At 68.2% G+C, this 17,863-nt stretch carries 20 protein-coding genes; 7 read left to right on the top strand and 13 right to left on the bottom strand.

Features of this window, described 5'->3' with window-relative positions; all coding sequences use genetic code 11:
• The first annotated feature begins 38 nt into the window (after window positions 1-38).
• Both ACFQ9K_RS32755 and idi read left to right on the top strand, forming a co-directional pair.
• Window positions 39-911: a geranyl diphosphate 2-C-methyltransferase gene (locus ACFQ9K_RS32755; RefSeq protein WP_378719862.1), complete on the top strand. Its 873-nt coding sequence runs from the start codon at window positions 39-41 to the stop codon at window positions 909-911.
• Window positions 908-1,480, top strand: a complete 573-nt coding sequence (idi, locus tag ACFQ9K_RS32750) for an isopentenyl-diphosphate Delta-isomerase (protein ID WP_378719860.1) — start codon at window positions 908-910, stop codon at window positions 1,478-1,480. The genes ACFQ9K_RS32755 and idi overlap by 4 nt, the downstream gene beginning before the upstream one ends.
• On the opposite strand, the gene ACFQ9K_RS32745 is transcribed toward idi, so the two are convergent.
• A complete protein-coding gene (locus ACFQ9K_RS32745; protein ID WP_378719858.1) occupies window positions 1,458-1,982 on the bottom strand; it encodes a hypothetical protein in 525 nt (174 codons plus the stop codon). The two genes, idi and ACFQ9K_RS32745, sit on opposite strands and share 23 nt — an antisense overlap.
• Window positions 1,983-2,248: 266 nt before the next feature.
• Here ACFQ9K_RS32745 and ACFQ9K_RS32740 point away from each other — a divergent pair, with 266 nt between their 5' ends.
• A complete protein-coding gene (locus ACFQ9K_RS32740; RefSeq protein WP_378983994.1) occupies window positions 2,249-2,599 on the top strand; it encodes a hypothetical protein in 351 nt (116 codons plus the stop codon).
• Window positions 2,600-2,665: 66 nt separating this feature from the next.
• Here the strand turns inward: ACFQ9K_RS32740 and ACFQ9K_RS32735 are convergent, their stop codons facing one another.
• The 3 genes from ACFQ9K_RS32735 to ACFQ9K_RS32725 all read right to left on the bottom strand — a co-directional run bounded on the left by ACFQ9K_RS32735 (window position 2,666) and on the right by ACFQ9K_RS32725 (window position 5,726).
• Window positions 2,666-3,409 (bottom strand): aspartate/glutamate racemase family protein, encoded by a 744-nt coding sequence (locus ACFQ9K_RS32735; protein WP_378719854.1) that lies wholly within the window; start codon window positions 3,407-3,409, stop codon window positions 2,666-2,668.
• Entirely contained in the window at window positions 3,409-4,917 is a 1,509-nt protein-coding gene (locus ACFQ9K_RS32730) for an NCS1 family nucleobase:cation symporter-1 (RefSeq protein WP_378719853.1), read from the bottom strand. The genes ACFQ9K_RS32735 and ACFQ9K_RS32730 overlap by 1 nt, the downstream gene beginning before the upstream one ends.
• An 86-nt stretch (window positions 4,918-5,003) precedes the next feature.
• The gene (locus tag ACFQ9K_RS32725) at window positions 5,004-5,726 is read right to left on the bottom strand and encodes a GntR family transcriptional regulator (protein WP_378719852.1); all 723 of its coding nucleotides are present in this window, start codon (window positions 5,724-5,726) and stop codon (window positions 5,004-5,006) included.
• A gap of 159 nt (window positions 5,727-5,885) precedes the next feature.
• On the opposite strand from ACFQ9K_RS32725, the gene ACFQ9K_RS32720 reads away from it, so the two are divergent.
• Entirely contained in the window at window positions 5,886-7,055 is a 1,170-nt protein-coding gene (locus ACFQ9K_RS32720) for a serine hydrolase domain-containing protein (protein ID WP_378719850.1), read from the top strand.
• An 86-nt stretch (window positions 7,056-7,141) separates the two neighbouring features.
• Window positions 7,142-8,371 (top strand): threonine ammonia-lyase, encoded by a 1,230-nt coding sequence (gene ilvA / locus ACFQ9K_RS32715; RefSeq protein ID WP_378719847.1) that lies wholly within the window; start codon window positions 7,142-7,144, stop codon window positions 8,369-8,371.
• A 105-nt stretch (window positions 8,372-8,476) separates the two neighbouring features.
• Here the strand turns inward: ilvA and ACFQ9K_RS32710 are convergent, their stop codons facing one another.
• From ACFQ9K_RS32710 to ACFQ9K_RS32690, 5 genes are all read right to left on the bottom strand, one after another.
• A complete protein-coding gene (locus tag ACFQ9K_RS32710) occupies window positions 8,477-8,623 on the bottom strand; it encodes a hypothetical protein (RefSeq protein WP_378719845.1) in 147 nt (48 codons plus the stop codon).
• Window positions 8,624-8,897: 274 nt separating this feature from the next.
• Window positions 8,898-9,872: an ABC transporter substrate-binding protein gene (locus ACFQ9K_RS32705; protein WP_378721577.1), complete on the bottom strand. Its 975-nt coding sequence runs from the start codon at window positions 9,870-9,872 to the stop codon at window positions 8,898-8,900.
• A gap of 42 nt (window positions 9,873-9,914) precedes the next feature.
• Entirely contained in the window at window positions 9,915-10,973 is a 1,059-nt protein-coding gene (locus tag ACFQ9K_RS32700) for an ABC transporter permease (RefSeq protein ID WP_378721576.1), read from the bottom strand.
• 43 nt (window positions 10,974-11,016) lie between these two features.
• The gene (locus tag ACFQ9K_RS32695) at window positions 11,017-11,823 is read right to left on the bottom strand and encodes an ATP-binding cassette domain-containing protein (protein WP_378721575.1); all 807 of its coding nucleotides are present in this window, start codon (window positions 11,821-11,823) and stop codon (window positions 11,017-11,019) included.
• A 300-nt stretch (window positions 11,824-12,123) separates the two neighbouring features.
• Entirely contained in the window at window positions 12,124-12,447 is a 324-nt protein-coding gene (locus ACFQ9K_RS32690; protein WP_378721574.1) for a DMT family transporter, read from the bottom strand.
• A 126-nt stretch (window positions 12,448-12,573) separates the two neighbouring features.
• Between ACFQ9K_RS32690 and ACFQ9K_RS32685 the strand changes: the two genes are divergently transcribed.
• Window positions 12,574-13,245, top strand: coding sequence for a hypothetical protein (locus ACFQ9K_RS32685; protein ID WP_378721573.1), 672 nt, complete (start codon window positions 12,574-12,576; stop codon window positions 13,243-13,245).
• Between the two features lie 21 nt (window positions 13,246-13,266).
• Here ACFQ9K_RS32685 and argH read toward each other — a convergent pair whose 3' ends face one another.
• The 3 genes from argH to ACFQ9K_RS32670 all read right to left on the bottom strand — a co-directional run bounded on the left by argH (window position 13,267) and on the right by ACFQ9K_RS32670 (window position 16,917).
• Window positions 13,267-14,688 carry an argininosuccinate lyase gene (argH, locus tag ACFQ9K_RS32680; RefSeq protein ID WP_378721572.1) on the bottom strand — a complete coding sequence of 474 codons (1,422 nt, stop codon included), beginning with the start codon at window positions 14,686-14,688 and terminating at the stop codon, window positions 13,267-13,269.
• Window positions 14,685-15,602 carry an SAM-dependent methyltransferase gene (locus ACFQ9K_RS32675; protein WP_378721571.1) on the bottom strand — a complete coding sequence of 306 codons (918 nt, stop codon included), beginning with the start codon at window positions 15,600-15,602 and terminating at the stop codon, window positions 14,685-14,687. Before ACFQ9K_RS32675 ends, argH begins: the two co-directional genes overlap by 4 nt.
• A 112-nt stretch (window positions 15,603-15,714) precedes the next feature.
• Window positions 15,715-16,917, bottom strand: coding sequence for an argininosuccinate synthase (locus ACFQ9K_RS32670; protein WP_378721570.1), 1,203 nt, complete (start codon window positions 16,915-16,917; stop codon window positions 15,715-15,717).
• A gap of 258 nt (window positions 16,918-17,175) precedes the next feature.
• Between ACFQ9K_RS32670 and ACFQ9K_RS32665 the strand changes: the two genes are divergently transcribed.
• The gene (locus ACFQ9K_RS32665; RefSeq protein ID WP_378721569.1) at window positions 17,176-17,328 is read left to right on the top strand and encodes a hypothetical protein; all 153 of its coding nucleotides are present in this window, start codon (window positions 17,176-17,178) and stop codon (window positions 17,326-17,328) included.
• 6 nt (window positions 17,329-17,334) lie between these two features.
• Here the strand turns inward: ACFQ9K_RS32665 and ACFQ9K_RS32660 are convergent, their stop codons facing one another.
• Window positions 17,335-17,850, bottom strand: a complete 516-nt coding sequence (locus ACFQ9K_RS32660; RefSeq protein WP_135236098.1) for an arginine repressor — start codon at window positions 17,848-17,850, stop codon at window positions 17,335-17,337.
• Window positions 17,851-17,863: the final 13 nt, after the last annotated feature.

Below are 17,863 nucleotides of genomic sequence, written 5' to 3'. Positions count from 1 at the left end.
GAAATATCCAGTGCTGCAACGAGAGAGGGTGAATTGGCATGACCATTCTCAATCCGGACACCGATGCCGTGCTTCAGACCAGCTACCAGAAGGCCGTTGCCGCGTACTGGAACAACAACCCGAACGATGACCGGGTCAACACGAAACTCGGTGAGGTGGACGGGCTTTACCACCACCACTACGGCATCGGCGCCCCCGACCTCTCGGTGCTGACCGGCCCGGAGGAGACCAGGCAGGAGCGCATCGTCAAGGAGTTGCACCGGCTGGAGACCGCGCAGGCGCAGCTGCTGCTCGATCAGCTCGGCACCGTTTACCCGGACCAGCGCCTGATGGACGGCGGATCCGGCCGGGGCGGCACGAGTTTCATGGCGAACCAGCGCTTCGGCTGCCAGGTCGACGGCGTCACCATCTCCGAGTACCAGGTCCGGTTCGCCAACGAGCAGGCCACCGAGCGCGGGGTGGACCACAAGGTGCGCTTCCACTTCCGGAACATGCTGGAGACCGGTTTCGAGCCGTGGTCGATGCGCGGCATCTGGACCAACGAGACCACCATGTACGTCGATCTGTTCGACCTGTTCCACGAGTTCTCCCGGCTGCTCGAGCCGGGCGGGCGCTATGTCTGCATCACCGGCTGCTCCAACGACGTGACCGGCGGCCGCTCGTCCTCGGTCAGCTGGATCGACGCGCACTACGGCTGCATGATCCATCCGCGCAGCGAATACTTCCGCGCGATGGCGGAGAACAACCTGGTCCCGGTCGACGTGACCGACCTCACCGCGGCCACCATCCCGTACTGGGAGCTGCGCACGAAATCCGAGCTCGCGACGGGTGTCGAGCAGCCGTTCCTGACCGCGTACCGGGAGGGCAGCTTCCAGTACCTGCTGATCGCCGCCGATAAGGTGGGCAGGTGACCGACACCGCTCTCCCGGCCTTCACCGATCGCGAAGCCCTGCCCGTCGAACTGGTCGATGACGCGGGGCACGCGATCGGCACCTGCCCGGTGGCGCAGGCCCATCAGGCGCCCGGCCAGCTGCACCGCGCGTTCTCGGTGCTGCTGTTCGACGACACCGGGCGGGTGTTGTTGCAGCAGCGGGCCGCGGTGAAGACCCGCTTCCCGTCGCGCTGGGCCAACACCTGCTGCGGCCATCCCGCGCCGGGCGAGCCGGTCGCGGCGGCGGCCGCGGTGCGCCTCGCCGAGGAGATGGGCCTGGCCACCACCTTCACCGAGGTCGGCGTGTACCGCTATCGCGCCGAGGACCCGTCGACCGGCCGGGTCGAATCCGAATGGGACCACGTGCTCGTCGGCCGGCTCACCACAGGCGCCCCGCGCCCGAACCCGGACGAGGTCGCCGACTATGCCTGGATGGCGCCCGACGCGCTACGCGCGGCGATGGCCGCCGAGCCGGACGCCTACACGCCGTGGCTGGCCGGTGTGCTCGAGCTGGCCGAGCGGGCGCTCACTGAAACGTGGCGGCGCTGAGCCTGCCGACGCCGGTGCGCACGCCGGGACCGAGGCAGCCGCCGACCATGGCCGGCGTCATCATCTCGTAGTCGGCGGTGATCCGGACCCGGCTGCCCTGACCGAGCCCGTCCACCACCTCCAGGGTGCCGGTCGTCGGCTGCTGCATGGTGACCGGCCACGGTCCCCACAGCCTGCTCGTCTCGCCGTTCGACCAGAGCACGTCCACGGTGATCGGGCCGTCCGCCGGGCGCATGCAGTCCGAGGTCGCGATGTGCGTGCCGGTGAAGGTGCCGCCGGTGATGCCCGCGGGTCCGCCGGAACAGTCGCGCAGCGTGCCGACCGAGGTGAAGGTGAGCACGTGCGGGGTCATGTCGATCGCGCCGTCCACGGCGGTCCAGCGGAAGTCGCCGTTCGCGCAGGTGCCCGCGGGCGGCAGCGCGGACGCGACGGGGATATCGAACGGGACGAGCAATGCCGCGGCTACGGCGGTAGCGGTGGCGATCTTCCCGAGCATCAACACTCCGGCACCTCTTCTCGCGGGCGGTGTACCTGCAGGAACGGGTGGAGCACGAGCAGGGGAAGAATCCCATACCGTCTATGCTGTTTTGATTCCGACACACTCGGAATCGAGTCGTGAGCCATAGGGCAATCACATCGATAGATGCGCATATCTACGTAAAGTCATGTTTGAAACCCTGAGAGAAATCATAGGAACGGCACAGGCTATGACCAGGTCCGCCCGGCATTGTGAGGTGCGTAGGAGTTGTCGGCGAAGCGAGGTGCGCGATGGTCGAAATCGAGGTCACGGGGACGACCGTGACGATCAAGGTGGTCGGTGGGCATCAGGTCCTCGCCCTGCGTGAGCACATCACCTTCGATCTCTCCGACATCACCCAGGTGGTGCGGGCCGAAGTGGACCTGCGCCCGCCGTGGGTACGCGCGCCGGGCACCTTCTTCCCCGGCGTCATCGCGGCAGGCACCTTCCGCGGCAAGGGCCGGAAAGAGTTCTGGGACACCAGATTCGACGGCCGCGCCGTCCGCATCGAACTGGACGGCGCCCCCTTCACCCGGTTGGTCGTCGACGTCGACGACCTCGACCTCACCCTGCACACCCTCCGCACCGCCGTCGCCGCCTGACCCACCACCGCCGCACGCCTGCTGGTTCCCGCACCGAATTTCGCATGCGATTCTCGGTGCGGGAAATCAGGCATGGTGCGGGAATCCACCGAAGCCGCGCAGCAGGCCGGTGTAGGGCTTGGGGGGTGGGGTGGCGAATTCGCCTCGGCCGGATTTGCGCAGGGCGAGGGTGATCAGGGATTGGACGGTCAGGGTGGCGGCGGCTACGCCGTCGATGACCGGGACTCCGATTTCCTCGCGGATGTGCGCGCACAGGTCCGCCATGCCCGCGCAGCCGAGCACGATCGCGTCCGAGCCGTCGGTGTCGACCGCCTGCCGACAGGCCTCGGTGACGATCTTGCGGGCATCCGGGTCCGAGTCCAGGGCGAGGACGGGCAGCTCGCAGGCGTGGATGCCGAGGCAAAACCGTTGCCGTCCATATCGTTCCACTAGATCACCGGCGCGTCCGATGGTCCGGCTCAGGGTCGTGACGACGCTGAACCCACGACCGAGATGACTGGCCGTCGCCATCGCCGCCTCGGCGATCCCGATGACCGGTCCCCCGGCCAGTTCTCGCGCGGCGTCCAGTCCCGGATCGCCGAAGCAGGCGATCACGTACCCGTCCACACCCGCCTCCTCCCCGCGCCGGATGGCGGCGAGAATCCCTGGGACGCTGAGGGCTTCGTCGTAGTGGCTCTCGATCGACGCGGGTCCCATCTCGGCGGTCACCGCGTCGAGCAGTGTGCCGGGACCGGCGACGGCCCTGGCACACTCCTCGATCGTGTCGGTCATCGCCCGGGTCGTGTTCGGGTTGACCACACGGATACGCATCAGGCGGGTACTCCCTGCACCGCCAACCTCGTTCGGGTGGCCAGCACGTAGTAGACGGCGAAGCCGAGGGCGCAGCCGATGAACCAGCTGTACTGCGCCGCGGTGTACATGCCGGCGACGTCCTTGGCCAGCACCGGGATCACCGCGACCACGGCGCCGATCGCGGTGGCGAGCACCGCCGCCGGGTTGTATCCCTTGCTATACCAATAACTTCCGGTCTTCGACAGGGTGAACAGGTCGTCTACCACCACGTGCTGCTTGCGCACCAGGTAGTAGTCGGCGATGAGCACGCCGAACAGCGGACCGATGAACGCGCCGAGCACCTCGAGCGTGTAGTGGATGACCTCGGGGTTGTTGTAGAGGTTCCACGGGGTGATCAGCACCGAACCGACCGCCGCGATCATGCCGCCGGCCCGCCAGCTGATCCGCTGCGGGTTCACGTGCGAGAAGTCGAAGGCCGGCGAGATGAAGTTCGCCACGATATTGATGCCAATGGTGGCGACGGTGAAGGTCAACGCGCCCAACACGATCGCGAACGTGCTGTCGATGCGCGCGACCGTCGCGACCGGGTCGGTGATCAGCTCGCCGTACACCGGAACGGTCAGCGAGGCGGTGATCACCACGAGCAGCGAGAACAGCAGGAAGTTGACCGGCAGGCCGAGCAGGTTCCCGCGCCGCACGGCGGCGAAAGTCTTTCCGTAGCGGGAGAAGTCGCCGAAGTTCAGCATCGGGCCGGAGAAGTAGGACACCACCAGCGCGATGGCGCCGAGCATCACCGGCAGCGAGTCCCAGCCGGTGTACTTCACGTCGCCGAGCTTCAGATCGATGGCACTCCAACCGGCTTTCGCGATCAGGTATCCGCAGAGCAGGAACATCACCACGTAGACCGCGGGCCCGCAGAAGTCGATGAACTTGCGGATGGATTCCATACCGCGCCAGAACACGCACGCCTGCACCACCCACAGCGCCAGATAACTCCCCCAGCCGAGCAGTGAAAGACCGAGGAAGCCGTAGTCGTCGACCACCGCATAGGGGGCCAGGCCCGGAAACAGCTTCACCAGAACGACATCCAGCGCCGCCGAAGCCAGGAACGTCTGAATCCCGTACCAGGCCACCGCGATCAACCCGCGAATGATGGCCGGGATATTGGCGCCGATCACCCCGAAGGCACTGCGGCACATGACCGGATACGGCACACCGGTCACCTGGCTCGGCTTCGCCACCAGATTGCAGAAGAAGTAGACGATGGTGATGCCGATCAGCAGGGCCGCCAGCACCTGCCAGCTGGCCAGGCCGAGCGCGAACAGGCTGCCCGCGGTGACGTAGCCGCCGACGCTGTGCACGTCCGACATCCAGAAGGCGAAGATGTTGTACGAACCCCAGGTCTGCTTGCGCAGGGGTGCGAGGTCGGCATTGGTGAGCCGTGGATCGTAATTCGACGGCACGGTGTCGGGGATGGCGACAGGCGGGGGTGCTGCGACGCTCGGTGCCGCGATGGTTTCGGTCATGGTGTTTCCCATCCGGGAGGTGAAACTGTGATCGAACCGACGGTAGGGATGCGCCATTGCCCGCCCGTTGCGCCGTTATTGCCCGGCTATTGCGCGGCAGATATATCTTCCGGCGCGAGCAGGCCGGTGTCCGTCGGCAGGGTCGCGATGACCGTCTCCAACCTGCGGTGATGGCGTTCGGCGATGAGCAGCAGGCGATCGACGTCGCGGGCCAGGAACGCGTCCATCATGAGCGCGTGGTCGGTGTGCAGCCGCACTCGGTCGCCGCGGCTGATGTGCACCATCGACTGCACCGGCTCGGTGACGTTCCATGCCGATTCCAGCATGTGCAGCAGCCGGAACATGCGCGACGGCTTGGTCAGCGCGACGTGGAAGTTGCGCGATTGGCGATGGTAGGCGGCCGGATCGTCGTCCCGGATCGCCTGCTCGAGCAGCGCGTTCACCTCGATCAGCGCGGCTCGGTCGGCGGCGTTCGCGTGGAGCGCGGCCGCGGCCAGCGAGGCGTTCTCCAGGGTCTCGCGCACGATGTACATCTCGCGCAGTTCGGCGGCGGTCAGCTGGGCCACCGCGTAGCCGCCGTGCGGTTCGTGGGTGACCAGACCCTCCCCGATCAGCGTCTTCAGCGCCTCCCGGACCGGGATGTGACTCACCCCGAACAGCTCGGCCACCTCGCGCAGCGGGATGACGGTGCACGGCGGCACGGCGCCGTCCAGGATCACCCGGCGCAATTCGCCGAGAATCACCTGCGGTCGGCCGGGTGCGTCGACAACCAACCTCGCGAGCAGCGCCGAACGTCGTCTCGGGGGCATGCGCAACACGCTAGGCCAGGCGTGTTGCGGTTACGGTCAGGCATGTGACGCTCAGGAAACGTATTCGGACAGAACCAACCGGTCGCACGAGCGGTCCGGTGCGGTGTTTCGGCACATCCGTGTAATTCTGGACCGGACCCGTACTACAGAGAGTTCCCGATGACCGTTTCGGCAGCACAGTTCGTAGACCGCCGGTTCGCGACCCTGGTCGCCGAGTTCGACCGGCTCTTCCGGCGACCAGGCGACGGCGGCGGGGCACTCGCGGTCTACCTGCACGGCGAGCCGGTGGTGGACGTCTGGGCCGGCTACGCGCGCCCCGGGGTCCCGTGGGCGCGTGACACCGTCGCCATGGCGTACTCGACCGGCAAGGGCGTGGCCAGCACGCTGCTGCACCGGCTGGCCGAGCGCGACGCGGTCGCGTACGACGAGCCCGTCGCGACGTACTGGCCCGCCTTCGCCGCCGCGGGCAAGGACCGCATCACCGTGCGCGAATTGCTCAGTCACCGAGCGGGTTTGCATCGCCTGCGCGGCCTGTTGCCCGGCCCGTACGACCGATTCTTCGACGACGCGGCGGTGACCGCGGCGCTGGCCGCGGCCGAACCGGACCCGCGTCGCCTGGTAACCAGCGGGTATCACGGAATCACCTTCGGGCACTTGGTCGCCGAGCTGGTGCGCCGGATCACCGGCACCGAGTTCACCGAGGTGCTGCGCACCGAGATCGCCGAACCGCTTGCCGCCGAAGAACTCTGGTTCCGCGTCCCGGACGCCGAACGCGACCGCATCGCGACCAACTTCCCCCGCCTGACCGTCGCGGGAATGAGCTGGGAGAACAGCTCCCGGCTGCTCGGCAGGACCAGGCTCGCCGCCGCCATGGACACCACCCCCGAGGGCTTCGCCGACCTGGTTTCCGATCCCCGCCTGCATGATTCGGTGATGCCCGGCCTCAACGGCGTATTCTCCGCCCGAGCGCTGGCCCGCCTCTACGGCGCGCTCGCCAACGGCGGCGAACTCGACGGCTACCGGCTGCTCCGCCCGGAAACCATCGCATCGGTAACCCAGCGCCAGATCTTCACCCCGGATTACGTTCTCGCCCTGCGCGTCCCGTGGGCGCTCGGCTACCACGCCGTCCCGATGAAACCCTCCAGATCGGACCCGATCTCCGCCTTCGGCCACTTCGGCCTCGGCGGCTCCGGCGCCTTCGCCGATCCCGCCACCGGCATGTCCCTCGGCTTCGTCACCAACCGGCTCGGCGGGCGCCTCACTCCCCTCGGCGATGCCCGCCTGGCCCGCCTCGGCACCCTCGCCCACAACCTCGCGAAAGCCACCTGACCGAGGGCCGGCTCGGGTCGCCGAGCGTCTTGGGGGCGAGACACCCGGTCGAGAATCGTCGGACGTTTCGGGCCGAGAGTGGCAGCATGTGCGGCATGGAGTTGGTCGGGATGGAACGAATTGCCGCTGCCGCGGACTTGCTCGCGCCGGTGATCCGGAAGACGCCCATCGTGGCGTCGCGCGTGCTGTCCGAGCGCGCGGGCACCGAGGTGTGGCTGAAGTGCGAGAACTTACAGCGAACCGGGTCGTTCAAACCGCGCGGCGCCTATAACCGGATCGCCAATCTGCCCGCCGCGGACCGCGCCCGCGGAGTGGTCGCGGCCAGCGCGGGCAACCACGCGCAGGGGGTGGCCTGGGCGGCCACCTCGCTCGGCATCAGCTCGACGGTTTTCATGCCGGTGGGCGCCTCGCTGCCCAAGCTGGCGGCGACCAAGGCCTACGGCGCCGAGGTGCGGCAGGTCGGCGAGACCATCGAGGACGCGCTGGACGCGGCCAAGGACCTCGCCGAGCGTACGGGGGCGACGCTGATCCATCCGTTCGACCACCCGGACGTCGTGGCCGGGCAGGCGACGGTGGCGCTGGAGATTCTGGAGCAGATCCCCGACGTCGGCACGGTGCTGGTGCCGACCGGCGGCGGCGGGCTGCTGGCCGGCATCGCGGTGGCGCTGCATCAGCTGGCCCCGCGGGTGCGGGTGATCGGGGTACAGGCGAAGGAGGCGGCGGCCTGGCCGGATTCGCTGGCGGCGGGCAAGCCGGTGCGGGTCGGGCGGATGTCGACGATGGCCGACGGTATCGCGGTCGGGCTGCCGGGTCAGGTGCCGTTCGTGCATGTGGCCGAGCATGTTTCGGCGATGCTGACCGTGGACGAGGACTCGCTGTCCAAGGCGTTGCTGCTGTGCCTGGAGCGGGCCAAGCTGATCGTCGAGCCGGCGGGCGCGGCGGCGGTCGCGGCGTTGATGAGTTGTACCGCAACGGAACTGGACCTGACGGGTCCGGTGTGCGCGGTGCTGTCCGGCGGCAATATCGATCCGCTGCTGCTCACCCGGCTGATCGGCCACGGGCTCAGCGCGGCGGGACGTTATCTCGATGTGCGGGTGACGATTTCGGATCGGCCGGGCGGGCTGAGCGCGCTGCTCGGGGTGGTCGGCAAGACCGGCGCCAGCGTGGTCGACGTGGCGCACGCCCGCACCGGCACCCGCCTGGCCCTCGGCGAGGTGGAGGTCTCGCTCACCTTGGAGACGCGCGGCCCGAACCACCGCGACGACGTCCTGAACGCGCTCGCCAACGCGGAGTACTCCGTCCGGGTGGAGGACTGACGGCGACCTCGCCGGGCGCGGATCGCACCCGACTCGATCCGCACACGGCGAGGTCCCGCCGAACATCCGAACGCACACTGGATCACCCGCGCGGACGCGGGCCGGTCAGCTACCCAGGAACAACATGGGGCTCACGATGGCGGCCATCGGCAGCAGCACGGCGTCCATGACGGACCCGCCGATCGGAAAAGCGACAGCCAGGACGGCGGCCATGAACATTGCCAGAGTGTTGCCTACGATCGATCCGATCATTCCTCTTCTCCTTCTGTTCGTTACTTCCGGTAGCTGTCGAGCCGCATGAAGGCTCGAAGTGCCATAAAGCAGAGAACCGGGTAGAGGCCACCTCACCTGATCAAGGACGAGGTGCACGGCCGCCCAGCAGAGGGGCGCCGCGAATCATGATAAGTCATGGATGGTCCGCTTTGGGTGTTTCCGGATATTTGCTGAAGACCCGCTTCTGCGCGGGGCTCACACCCGTGCCGACCGGGCGCGTGGTGCGCCCGGTCGGCCCCTCATCGGGTAACCGTCAGCACTTCCGCTTGTAGAAGTACTTCGAGTTGGCGTCCATGTCGGCCTGCGTGATGGCGATCATGTCGGTCTGGATGTTGCGGGTGACCGGCTTGCCCTCGATCGCCGCGGCCGCCTGATCGACTCCCTTGGCGCCGATGCCCGCCGGGTCCTGGGCGATAAGCGCTTGCACCGTACCGGCTTTCAGGTCCTCGACCTGCTTGGGGCTCGCGTCGAAGCCGACCAGCTTGACCTGGCCGAGCTTGTTCGCGTTGCGCAGGCCGGTGGCCGCACCCTCGGCCGAGCTGAGGTTGGTCGCGAAGATGCCGGCCAGGTCCGGATGCGCGGCCAGCGTCGCGGTGACGATCGAGGCCGCCTGTGCCGCCTCGTTGTTGTTGTATTGCACGCCCAGCGAGGTGATGCCGGGGAAGCTCTTCACCGCGTCCTCGAAGCCCTGCGCCCGCGCGTCGGTGGTGGACGTGCCCGCCTTGGTGTTGATCACCAGCACCGGGCCCTTGTCCCCGACCAGCTTCGCCAGGGTCTGCGCCGCGAGCGCGCCGCCCTTCTTGTTGTCCGACGAAATGGACGACAGCGCAACGGACGTATCGTCGAGCGCGGTATCCACCTCGACGATCTTGATGCCCGCGTCCTTGGCCTGCTTGATCGGGTTCGCCATGGCGGTGGCGTGGGTCGGCGCGATCAGGATGCCGCCCGGCTTGTTCGCGACCACGCCGGTCAGCACCGGGGTCTGCGACCCGGCGTCGAACTTGGTCGGCGCCTGCGTGTCCAGCTTGTAGCCGAGCTTCGTCGCCTCGTCCTGCGCGCCGCACTGCATCGAGATGTAGAACGGCTCGTCGGCGACACCCGGAATCAGCACCAGCTTCTTGCTGTCGCCGCTACCCGAGTTGCTCACCTGCCCGCTACAGGACACCAGCAGCGCGCCGACCGACACCATCGCGCCGATCACCACCGCTGTCCGCTTCGCCACCCTCATTTGGCTACCTCCGCCGTATTGTGTTGTTCCACTGTCGAATTCCTATTTCCGATCGCGGGCCCGGCGGCGGAGCTGGTCGAACCAGACCGCCGCGACCAGCACCACGCTCACCGCGATCGGCTGCCAGAACACCGGCACCTGCGCGATGACGAACCCCTTCTTCAGCACCGACGGAATGAACACGCCGATCACCGTGCCGACGATCGACCCGACCCCGCCGAACAGGCTGGTGCCGCCGATCACCACGCCGGCGATGGCGTCCAGGTTGTCGGTGGTGTGCCCGCCGATCGTGGTGGTGCCGAAGTAGGCCAGGTTCATGAAGCCGGCCAGGCCGGCCAGCACGCCGGTGAGCAGATAGACCGTCACCAGATGCCGGGTGACCGCGATGCCGGAGCGGCGGGCGGCCTCCTCGTTGGAGCCGATGGCGTAGGTGTAGCGGCCGAAGCGGGTGGTGTGCAGCACCCAGGCGGCCAGCACGGTCACCACCGTGGCGACCAGCACCAGATTCGGAACGCCGCCCAGTGTGGTGCCGAAACCGAGGGTGTCGCGCAGGTTTTCGGGCACCGTCCGGGTGTCCACGCCGCCGGTGATCAGCTGGGCCGCGCCGAGGGCGGCGCCGAACGAGCCGAGCGTGACGATCAGCGGCGGAATCTTGGCCTTGGCCACCAGCAATCCGTTGATCAGGCCCCAAACGCCGCCGCCCGCAATGGAAAGCAGGAAGCCGACCGCGATGATGCCCCAGCCCGCGTTGGTCGCGTCCTGATCCGGGCTGAGCCACTCCATCGACTTCGCGCCGATCACGCCGGAGAAGATCAGCACCATGCCGACCGAGAGATCGATGCCGGAGGTGATGATCACGAACGTCATCCCCACCGAAAGCACCAGCAGCACCGAGGTTTCGATCAGCAGCGTCTGAAAGGTGAAGCGGGTCGGGAACGCATCCGGGCGCAGCACGCTGAACACGATGCACAGGGCGACCAGCACGACGCCGATCCACACCGTGCTCGCGCCGAGAAGCCGTTGCAGGACGGTGCGTTCGGGTAACTCCGAACCGCCGTCGATGCCGTTCCCGTCGACACCGACGGACTTGACCTCACTCATGCCTGCACCTCAACGAATTTCGACGTCGCGGGGCACGGATGTCTCACGCCGCCCCCTCCTGTGACAACGCGCCGGTCATGGCGCCCACCAACTGCTCGAGCGTGGCCTCGGCGGCGGTGAACCGGGCCACCCGCCGGCCGAGCCGAAGCACCTCGATGCGGTCCGCGACCGCCAGGACCTCGGGCATATTGTGGCTGATCAGTACCACCGCGATGCCCTGATCGGCGACCCGGCGGATCACGTCGAGCACCCGCTCGCGCTGCACCACGCCGAGCGCGGCGGTCGGCTCGTCCATGAACACGACCTTGCTCGCCCACATCACCGCCCTGGCCACCGCGACGCTCTGCCGCTGTCCGCCGGACAGCGAGCCGATCGGCACGTCCGCGCTCTGCAAGGTGACGCCGAGGCGCCGGAAGTGTTCCACCGCTTGGGCTCTCATCGCGGTGCGATCCAGCATGCCGAGCTTGCCCGGCAAACCCTTGCGCACCAGCTCCCGGCCGAGGAACAGGTTCGCGGCCGGGTCCAGATCGGGGGCCACGGCGAGGTCCTGATACACCGTCTCCACGCCGAGTTTGCGCGCGGCTGTCGGCGTATTCAGCACCACCTGCTTGCCGTCCAGCAAAATCCGCCCGGAATCCGGCTGCTCGGCGCCGGAAAGGCATTTCACCAGAGTCGATTTACCCGCGCCGTTGTCGCCGATCAACGCGACGACTTCACCGGCGCTCACCTCGAAGTTGGCGCCACGTAACGCCTCGACCCCGCCATAGCGCTTCACCAACCCCTCGGCCCGCAGCACCGCGGCGGAAACACCCGCGGGTTCGGCCGGTTTCACGGCATCGTCCGAGGTCATCGGCCACATCCGTGCGCGCACAGCTGAGCAAACGTCCAGTCCATCCCGCGATGCTACGTTCGCCCCATCGTCCCGTGGGACATATTCGGCAAAATGCGGACGACGCAATGCAATCCCGGTTTGCGCGCCGAGAAAACAATGCACTCAATACCCGAACGGGCGTCCCATCCGGTAGGGCATCGGCAATCGCTCGGTGTCATCGCTGAAAGTCGTCGAGATTCCGCGAAACCATTGATGGGCAGTTCGCATCAAACGGTAATGCATGACGTTACGTCACCGTAGGCGAAGCGCGCCGTTCGATCAATGCTGGCCGCCGAGTTCGAGGGCGAGCACGCCGATGATGACCAGGGCGACGCCGCCCACCTGGATCAGCGTCAGGCGTTCGTCGAGGAACAGCGCGCCGATGATCGCGATGGCCGCGACGCCGACCGCGGACCAGATGCCGTAGGCGACACCGATTTGCATGCCGCGCTTCAACGCCTGGGAGAGGAACCAGAAGGCGCTGCCGTAGCCGAGCACGACCAGGATCGACGGAATGACCTTGGTGAATCCGTCGGAGATCTTCAGCGAGACGGTGGCGGTCACCTCGGACGCGATGGCAATGGCCAGCAGAAGCAAGGTCATGGCGGCAGCGTATCGAGTGGCGCAGAATAGGAGACAGGCGCGCTGTCGGACCGGAAGCGGCGTGGGGGAACACGGGGATCGAGCCGTTGCTTCGACGACCGACGACAACGAGTGGGGGGATCGGTCATGGACGCGGTGGAGTTCGGTGTCTACGCATGTGTGGGACTGGCGATCGTCGCGCCGGCCGCGCTTGTCCTGGTGCCGGTGCGCGACGATCGTCGACGCCGGAATGCGCTGTGGGAGTGGACCACAGCCAACAACTGGACCTGCACGCAGAACGCCCACGCCGACTGGACGGCCCGGCTGCCCGGCGGCGACAAGGGCAGACTCGGGCTGGCGATGACCGGTCGACTGGGCGGCCGGTGGGTAACCGTGGCGGACTACAACTATCAGACGACGCGCGTTACCTACGACTCGGACAACAATCGATCGAAAAAGGTCACGACGCACCACTACAGCGTCGTCGTCGTGCACCTGGACCGGCCGTATCCGCCGATCGCGGTCGTCCCCCGCGGCCCGCTCGCACAGCTCTCGCGCGCGGTATTCGGCGACAAACCCACCGCCACCGGCAACCACGAGTTCGATTCCCGCTACCGCGTCCGCACCAGCGAACCCGACTACGCCCGTTGGCTCATCGGCAAGCCACTGATCGACGCCCACCTGTCCGGCGAGGTCCCGCACTGGAGCCTCGGCAACCACGAACTACTCACCTACCGCGCAGGCGCCCTGCCGTCCCCCGCCGCGATCCCGGCCCTGGCCGCCCCCCTGCTCCGCATAGCGGACCTACTCCCCCGCTGAGTCGGCGGCGGCCGCGGTGGCTCAGGCGAGCCAGGCGCGAAGTTGGGCTGTGGTGGTGCCGATTTCGGTGAGCTGGACGGCGACCTGGGTGCCTGCGGTGCCGCCGCGGGCGTTGCGGGAGGCGATGGAGCCGTGCACGGTGAGGACCTCGCGCACCTTGGGCGTGAGCGCCGGATCGATGGCGGCGAACTCCGCGTCGGTGAGCTCGTCGAGGCCGACGCCGCGCGCCTCGGCCGCGCGGACACAGGCGCCCGCGGCCTCGTGTGCCACCCGGAACGGAACACCCTGGCGGACCAGCCATTCGGCGATATCGGTCGCGAGGGTGAACCCGGCGGGCGCGAGTTCGGCCATGCGATCGGTGTGGAAGGTCAGCGTGCCGACCAGACCGGCGATGGCGGGCAGCAACAACTCCAGCTGCGCGACCGAGTCGAACAGCGGCTCCTTGTCCTCCTGCAGGTCCCGGTTGTAGGCCAGCGGCTGCGCCTTCAACGTGGCGAGCAGCCCGGTGAGGTTGCCGATGAGCCGGCCCGCCTTGCCGCGGGTGAGTTCGGAAACGTCCGGGTTCTTCTTCTGCGGCATGATCGAGGACCCGGTGGACCAGGCGTCCGCGAGCGTGATGTATCCGAATTCCGGTGTGCTCCAGAGGATCACCTCTTCGGCCAGACGGCTCAGATCGACGCCGATCATGGCGAGCACGAACGCGGCCTCGGCGGCGAAGTCCCGCGCGGAGGTGGCATCGATCGAATTCGCCGCGGCGGCATCGAAATCCAGCTCGGCGGCGATCGCCTCGGGATCGAGGCCGAGCGAGGAACCGGCCAGCGCGCCGGAACCGTACGGCGACACCGCCGCCCGCTTGTCGAAGTCGCGCAGCCGGTCGATGTCGCGCAGCAGCGGATGCGCGTGCGCGAGCAGATGGTGTGCGAGCAGCACGGGCTGCGCGGCCTGCAGGTGCGTCTTGCCCGGCATCACCGCGTCCGGATGCGCGCTCGCCTGCGCGACCAGCGCGTCGACCACGTCGAGCACGCCGGCGGCGACCCGGCGCACGCCGTCGCGCAGCCACATCCGGAACAGCGTGGCCACCTGGTCATTACGGGATCGTCCGGCGCGCAGCCGCCCGCCGAGTTCGGCGCCGACCCGGTCGATCAGGCCGCGCTCCAGCGCGCCGTGCACGTCCTCGTCGGAGTCGGCGGGCGCGAACGCACCCGAATCCACGTCCGCGGCAAGCCGATCCAGCCCGGCGAGCATGCCGGCCAGGTCACTCTCGGACAGCAGACCGGCCTTGTGCAGCACCCGTGCGTGCGCTTTGGACGCGCGCACATCGTATGGCGCGAGCACCCAGTCGAAGTGCGTCGACTTGCTCAGCGCCGCCATCGCCTCGGCCGGTCCGGACGCGAAGCGCCCGCCCCAGAGCGCCCCGGTGTTGGTGCTGCCGCTCTGCGTCATGGTGTGCTGTCTCCTCCGGGTCGGATTGCGGTCATCAGTAGGTGGGAGTGCATTTGCTCGGCGACCTCGCCGGGCACCCGGCGGCCGCGCTCGGTGAGCACGGCGACCGGGTCGGTGCGCACGGCGGTCCAGCCCTGGTCGGTGAACCAGTCGACGGGATCGCTGCGCCCCTCGATCGGGTACCAGAGCGCGTTCACGTCCAGATCGATGTCGAGGGTGGCGAGCAGCCGGTCGCGGCCGTCTTCCTGCTCGTATCGCGACGGCGCGCGGTCGTCCTTGGTCATGTTGAGCGCCACCCGACTGCCCGGCGCGCTGAGCGCCCCGATGGCGGTCAGGAGCCGATCCTGCGCGTCCGCCGGGAGGTAGCGCAGCAGCCCCTCGACCAGCCAGGCGGTCGGGATCTCGGGGTCGAAACCTTTGTCGCGCAGGGCCGTCGGCCAGTCCTCGCGCAGGTCCACCGGCACCTCGCGGCGGTCGGCGGCGGGCTCGCGCGCGGCGAGCGCGGATGCCTTGAACTGCAATACCTTCGGCTGATCCAGTTCGAAAATCGTAGTGCCGGAGGGCCAGTCGAGGCGGTAGGCCCTGGCGTCCAGACCGGCGGCCACGATGACGATCTGCCGCAGGCCCGCCGCGGCCGCCGTGTCGAGGTAGTCATCGAAGTAGCAGGTGCGGGCGACCAGCAGATCGCCGAGCGCGCCGTAGGAGCGCACCAGCGACTGGTCGATCTCGCCGATATCGCTCCGGCTCAGCCGGGTCCACGCGGCCGAACCGACCGCGCTCACCATCAGCTCGGCGTACGGATCGTGGAACAGCGCGTCCGCCCGCCGGCTTTCGCCCGCGCGCAGCGCCGCGACGCCGAGGGCGGTCGCGCCCACACTGCTCACGATGTCCCAGCTGTCGTCTTCGGTCCGCATCGTCGCTCCCTTCGAGTCGAGCCGATTCCTCGACCGCCCCTGAGACTACGACTGCTTCCTGAGTGGGCCGCCGATCGCCGGCGGCCCACCCCGGAAGGCTGGACGTCGCGCCTTACTTCTGGTTCAGGTCCCGGCGCGCGGCGACCTTGGACGACAGGCCGTGGATCTGCACGAAGCCCTTGGCCAGCGACTGGTCGAAGGTGTCGCCCTCGTCGTAGGTGGCCAGGTTGAAGTCGTAGAGCGACTGCTCCGAGCGCCGGCCGTTGACCACCGCGTTGCCGCCGTGCAGCACCATCCGGATCTCGCCGGAGACGTGCTCCTGGGTCTCGCCGACGAACGCGTCCAGCGCGCGCTTGAGCGGGGAGAACCACAGGCCGTCGTAGACCAGCTCGCCCCAGCGCTGCTCGACCTGCCGCTTGTACCGGCCCAGCTCGCGCTCGACGGTGACCGCCTCCAGCTCCTGGTGCGCGGTGATCAGCGCGATGGCGCCGGGCGCCTCGTAGATCTCCCGGCTCTTGATGCCGACGAGCCGGTCCTCGACCATGTCGAGCCGGCCGACGCCTTGGCGGCCGGCCCGGTGGTTCAGCTCGACGATCGCCTCGAGCACGCTGACCGGGCGGCCGTCGATGGCGACCGGCACGCCCTTCTCGAAGGTGATGATCAGTTCGTCGGGCGCCTCGAAGTTGACCGTCGCGTCGGCGGTGTAGTCGTAGACGTCCTTGGTCGGCGCGTTCCAGAGATCCTCGAGGAAGCCGGTTTCCACCGCGCGCCCCCACACGTTCTGGTCGATGGAGAACGGCGACTTCTTGGTCACGTTGATCGGCAGCGAGTTCTCCTCGGCGAAGGCGATGGCCTTCTCCCTGGTCCACGCGTAGTCGCGGACCGGGGCGATCACGTTCAGGTCCGGCGCGAGCGCGCCGATGCCGACCTCGAAGCGGACCTGGTCGTTGCCCTTGCCGGTGCAGCCGTGCGCGACGGTGCTGGCGCCGTGGAACTTGGCCGCCTCGACCAGGTGCTTGACGATGAGCGGGCGGCTGATCGCCGACACCAGCGGGTAGCGGCCCATGTACAGGGCGTTGGCCTGGATGGTCGGCAGGCAGTAGTCGTTGGCGAACTCGTCGCGCGCGTCGACCACGATCGCCTCGACCGCACCGCAGTCCAGGGCTCGCTGGCGCACCACGTTCATGTCCTCGCCGCCCTGGCCGAGGTCGATGGCCACGGCCACCACCTCGGAACCGGTCTCCTTGGCAATCCAGCTGATCGCCACGGAGGTGTCCAGCCCACCCGAGTAGGCGAGTACGACGCGTTCGGACATGGTCTGTGTGCTCCTTGTTTTCGATGCCTGTGTGCTCCGAGTACGGACCGGCTTCCCGCCGCAGCGGCCCGCACGTCCTACAAATGATTATGCACGATGATGCAAGCCCATTCACAACGGGGGTCCGGTCCAGCCCGGCACAACCCCCGATCGCTCGCGAAAGTCACTGCCCATCAAGCGAATAACCCCCTTGGCGCGCCCACCCCCATGTGCGACCCTGAAGAGCGGAATCTTCGAGCGGGTAGAAGGACGGACGCCATGCTGCACCTCATCGCGCAAGAATTCAGCACCCTCGGCAACGATGTCCTCAACATCGGCCGGGCCGTAGTCGACCTCGTCCAAGACCTCATCAACGTGGCCACGCCGGGCAAAGGCCCAGGTGGCGGCGCCGGCCAGTACCCGTTCTCCTGACCAGGGTCAGGCGATCTCCTCGATCTTCGCCGCCAGCTCGGCGCCGGTGAGCGGTTCCCGGGCGATGACGGCGATGGTGTCGTCGCCCGCGATGGTGCCGACGATGTAGGGCAGGGCGGCGCGGTCCAGGGCGCTGGCCAGGTAGTGCGCGGCGCCGGGCGGGGTGCGCAGCACCGCGATGTTGCCGCTGTGGTCGGTGGATACCAATAGATCGCCGAGCAGCTTGGCCAGCCGATCGGTGCCGCCGATGACGCCGCGGATGGGGTTGCCGTCCTCGGGGACCACGTAGACGCCCGCGCCGCCGTCGGCGGCGCGCAGCTTCACCGCGCCGAGCTCGTCCAGATCACGCGAGAGCGTGGCCTGGGTGGTCTCGATGCCCTCGGCGGCCAGCAGTGCGGCCAGCTCGGTCTGGCTGCGGACCGCGTGGGCGGTCAGCAGTTCGACGATGCGGGACTGCCGGCCCGCGCGGGTGCGCGCGATCTCCGGCCCGGTTTTCCCCTGTTCCGGATGCGCCACGCTCACGACAGCACCTCAC

It is taken from the genome of Nocardia sp. NPDC056564 (assembly GCF_042793755.1).
In the GTDB taxonomy this organism is placed as follows: domain Bacteria; phylum Actinomycetota; class Actinomycetes; order Mycobacteriales; family Mycobacteriaceae; genus Nocardia.
Note: the sequence above shows the minus strand (reverse complement) of the source record. Positions and strands in the feature narration are given on the sequence as shown.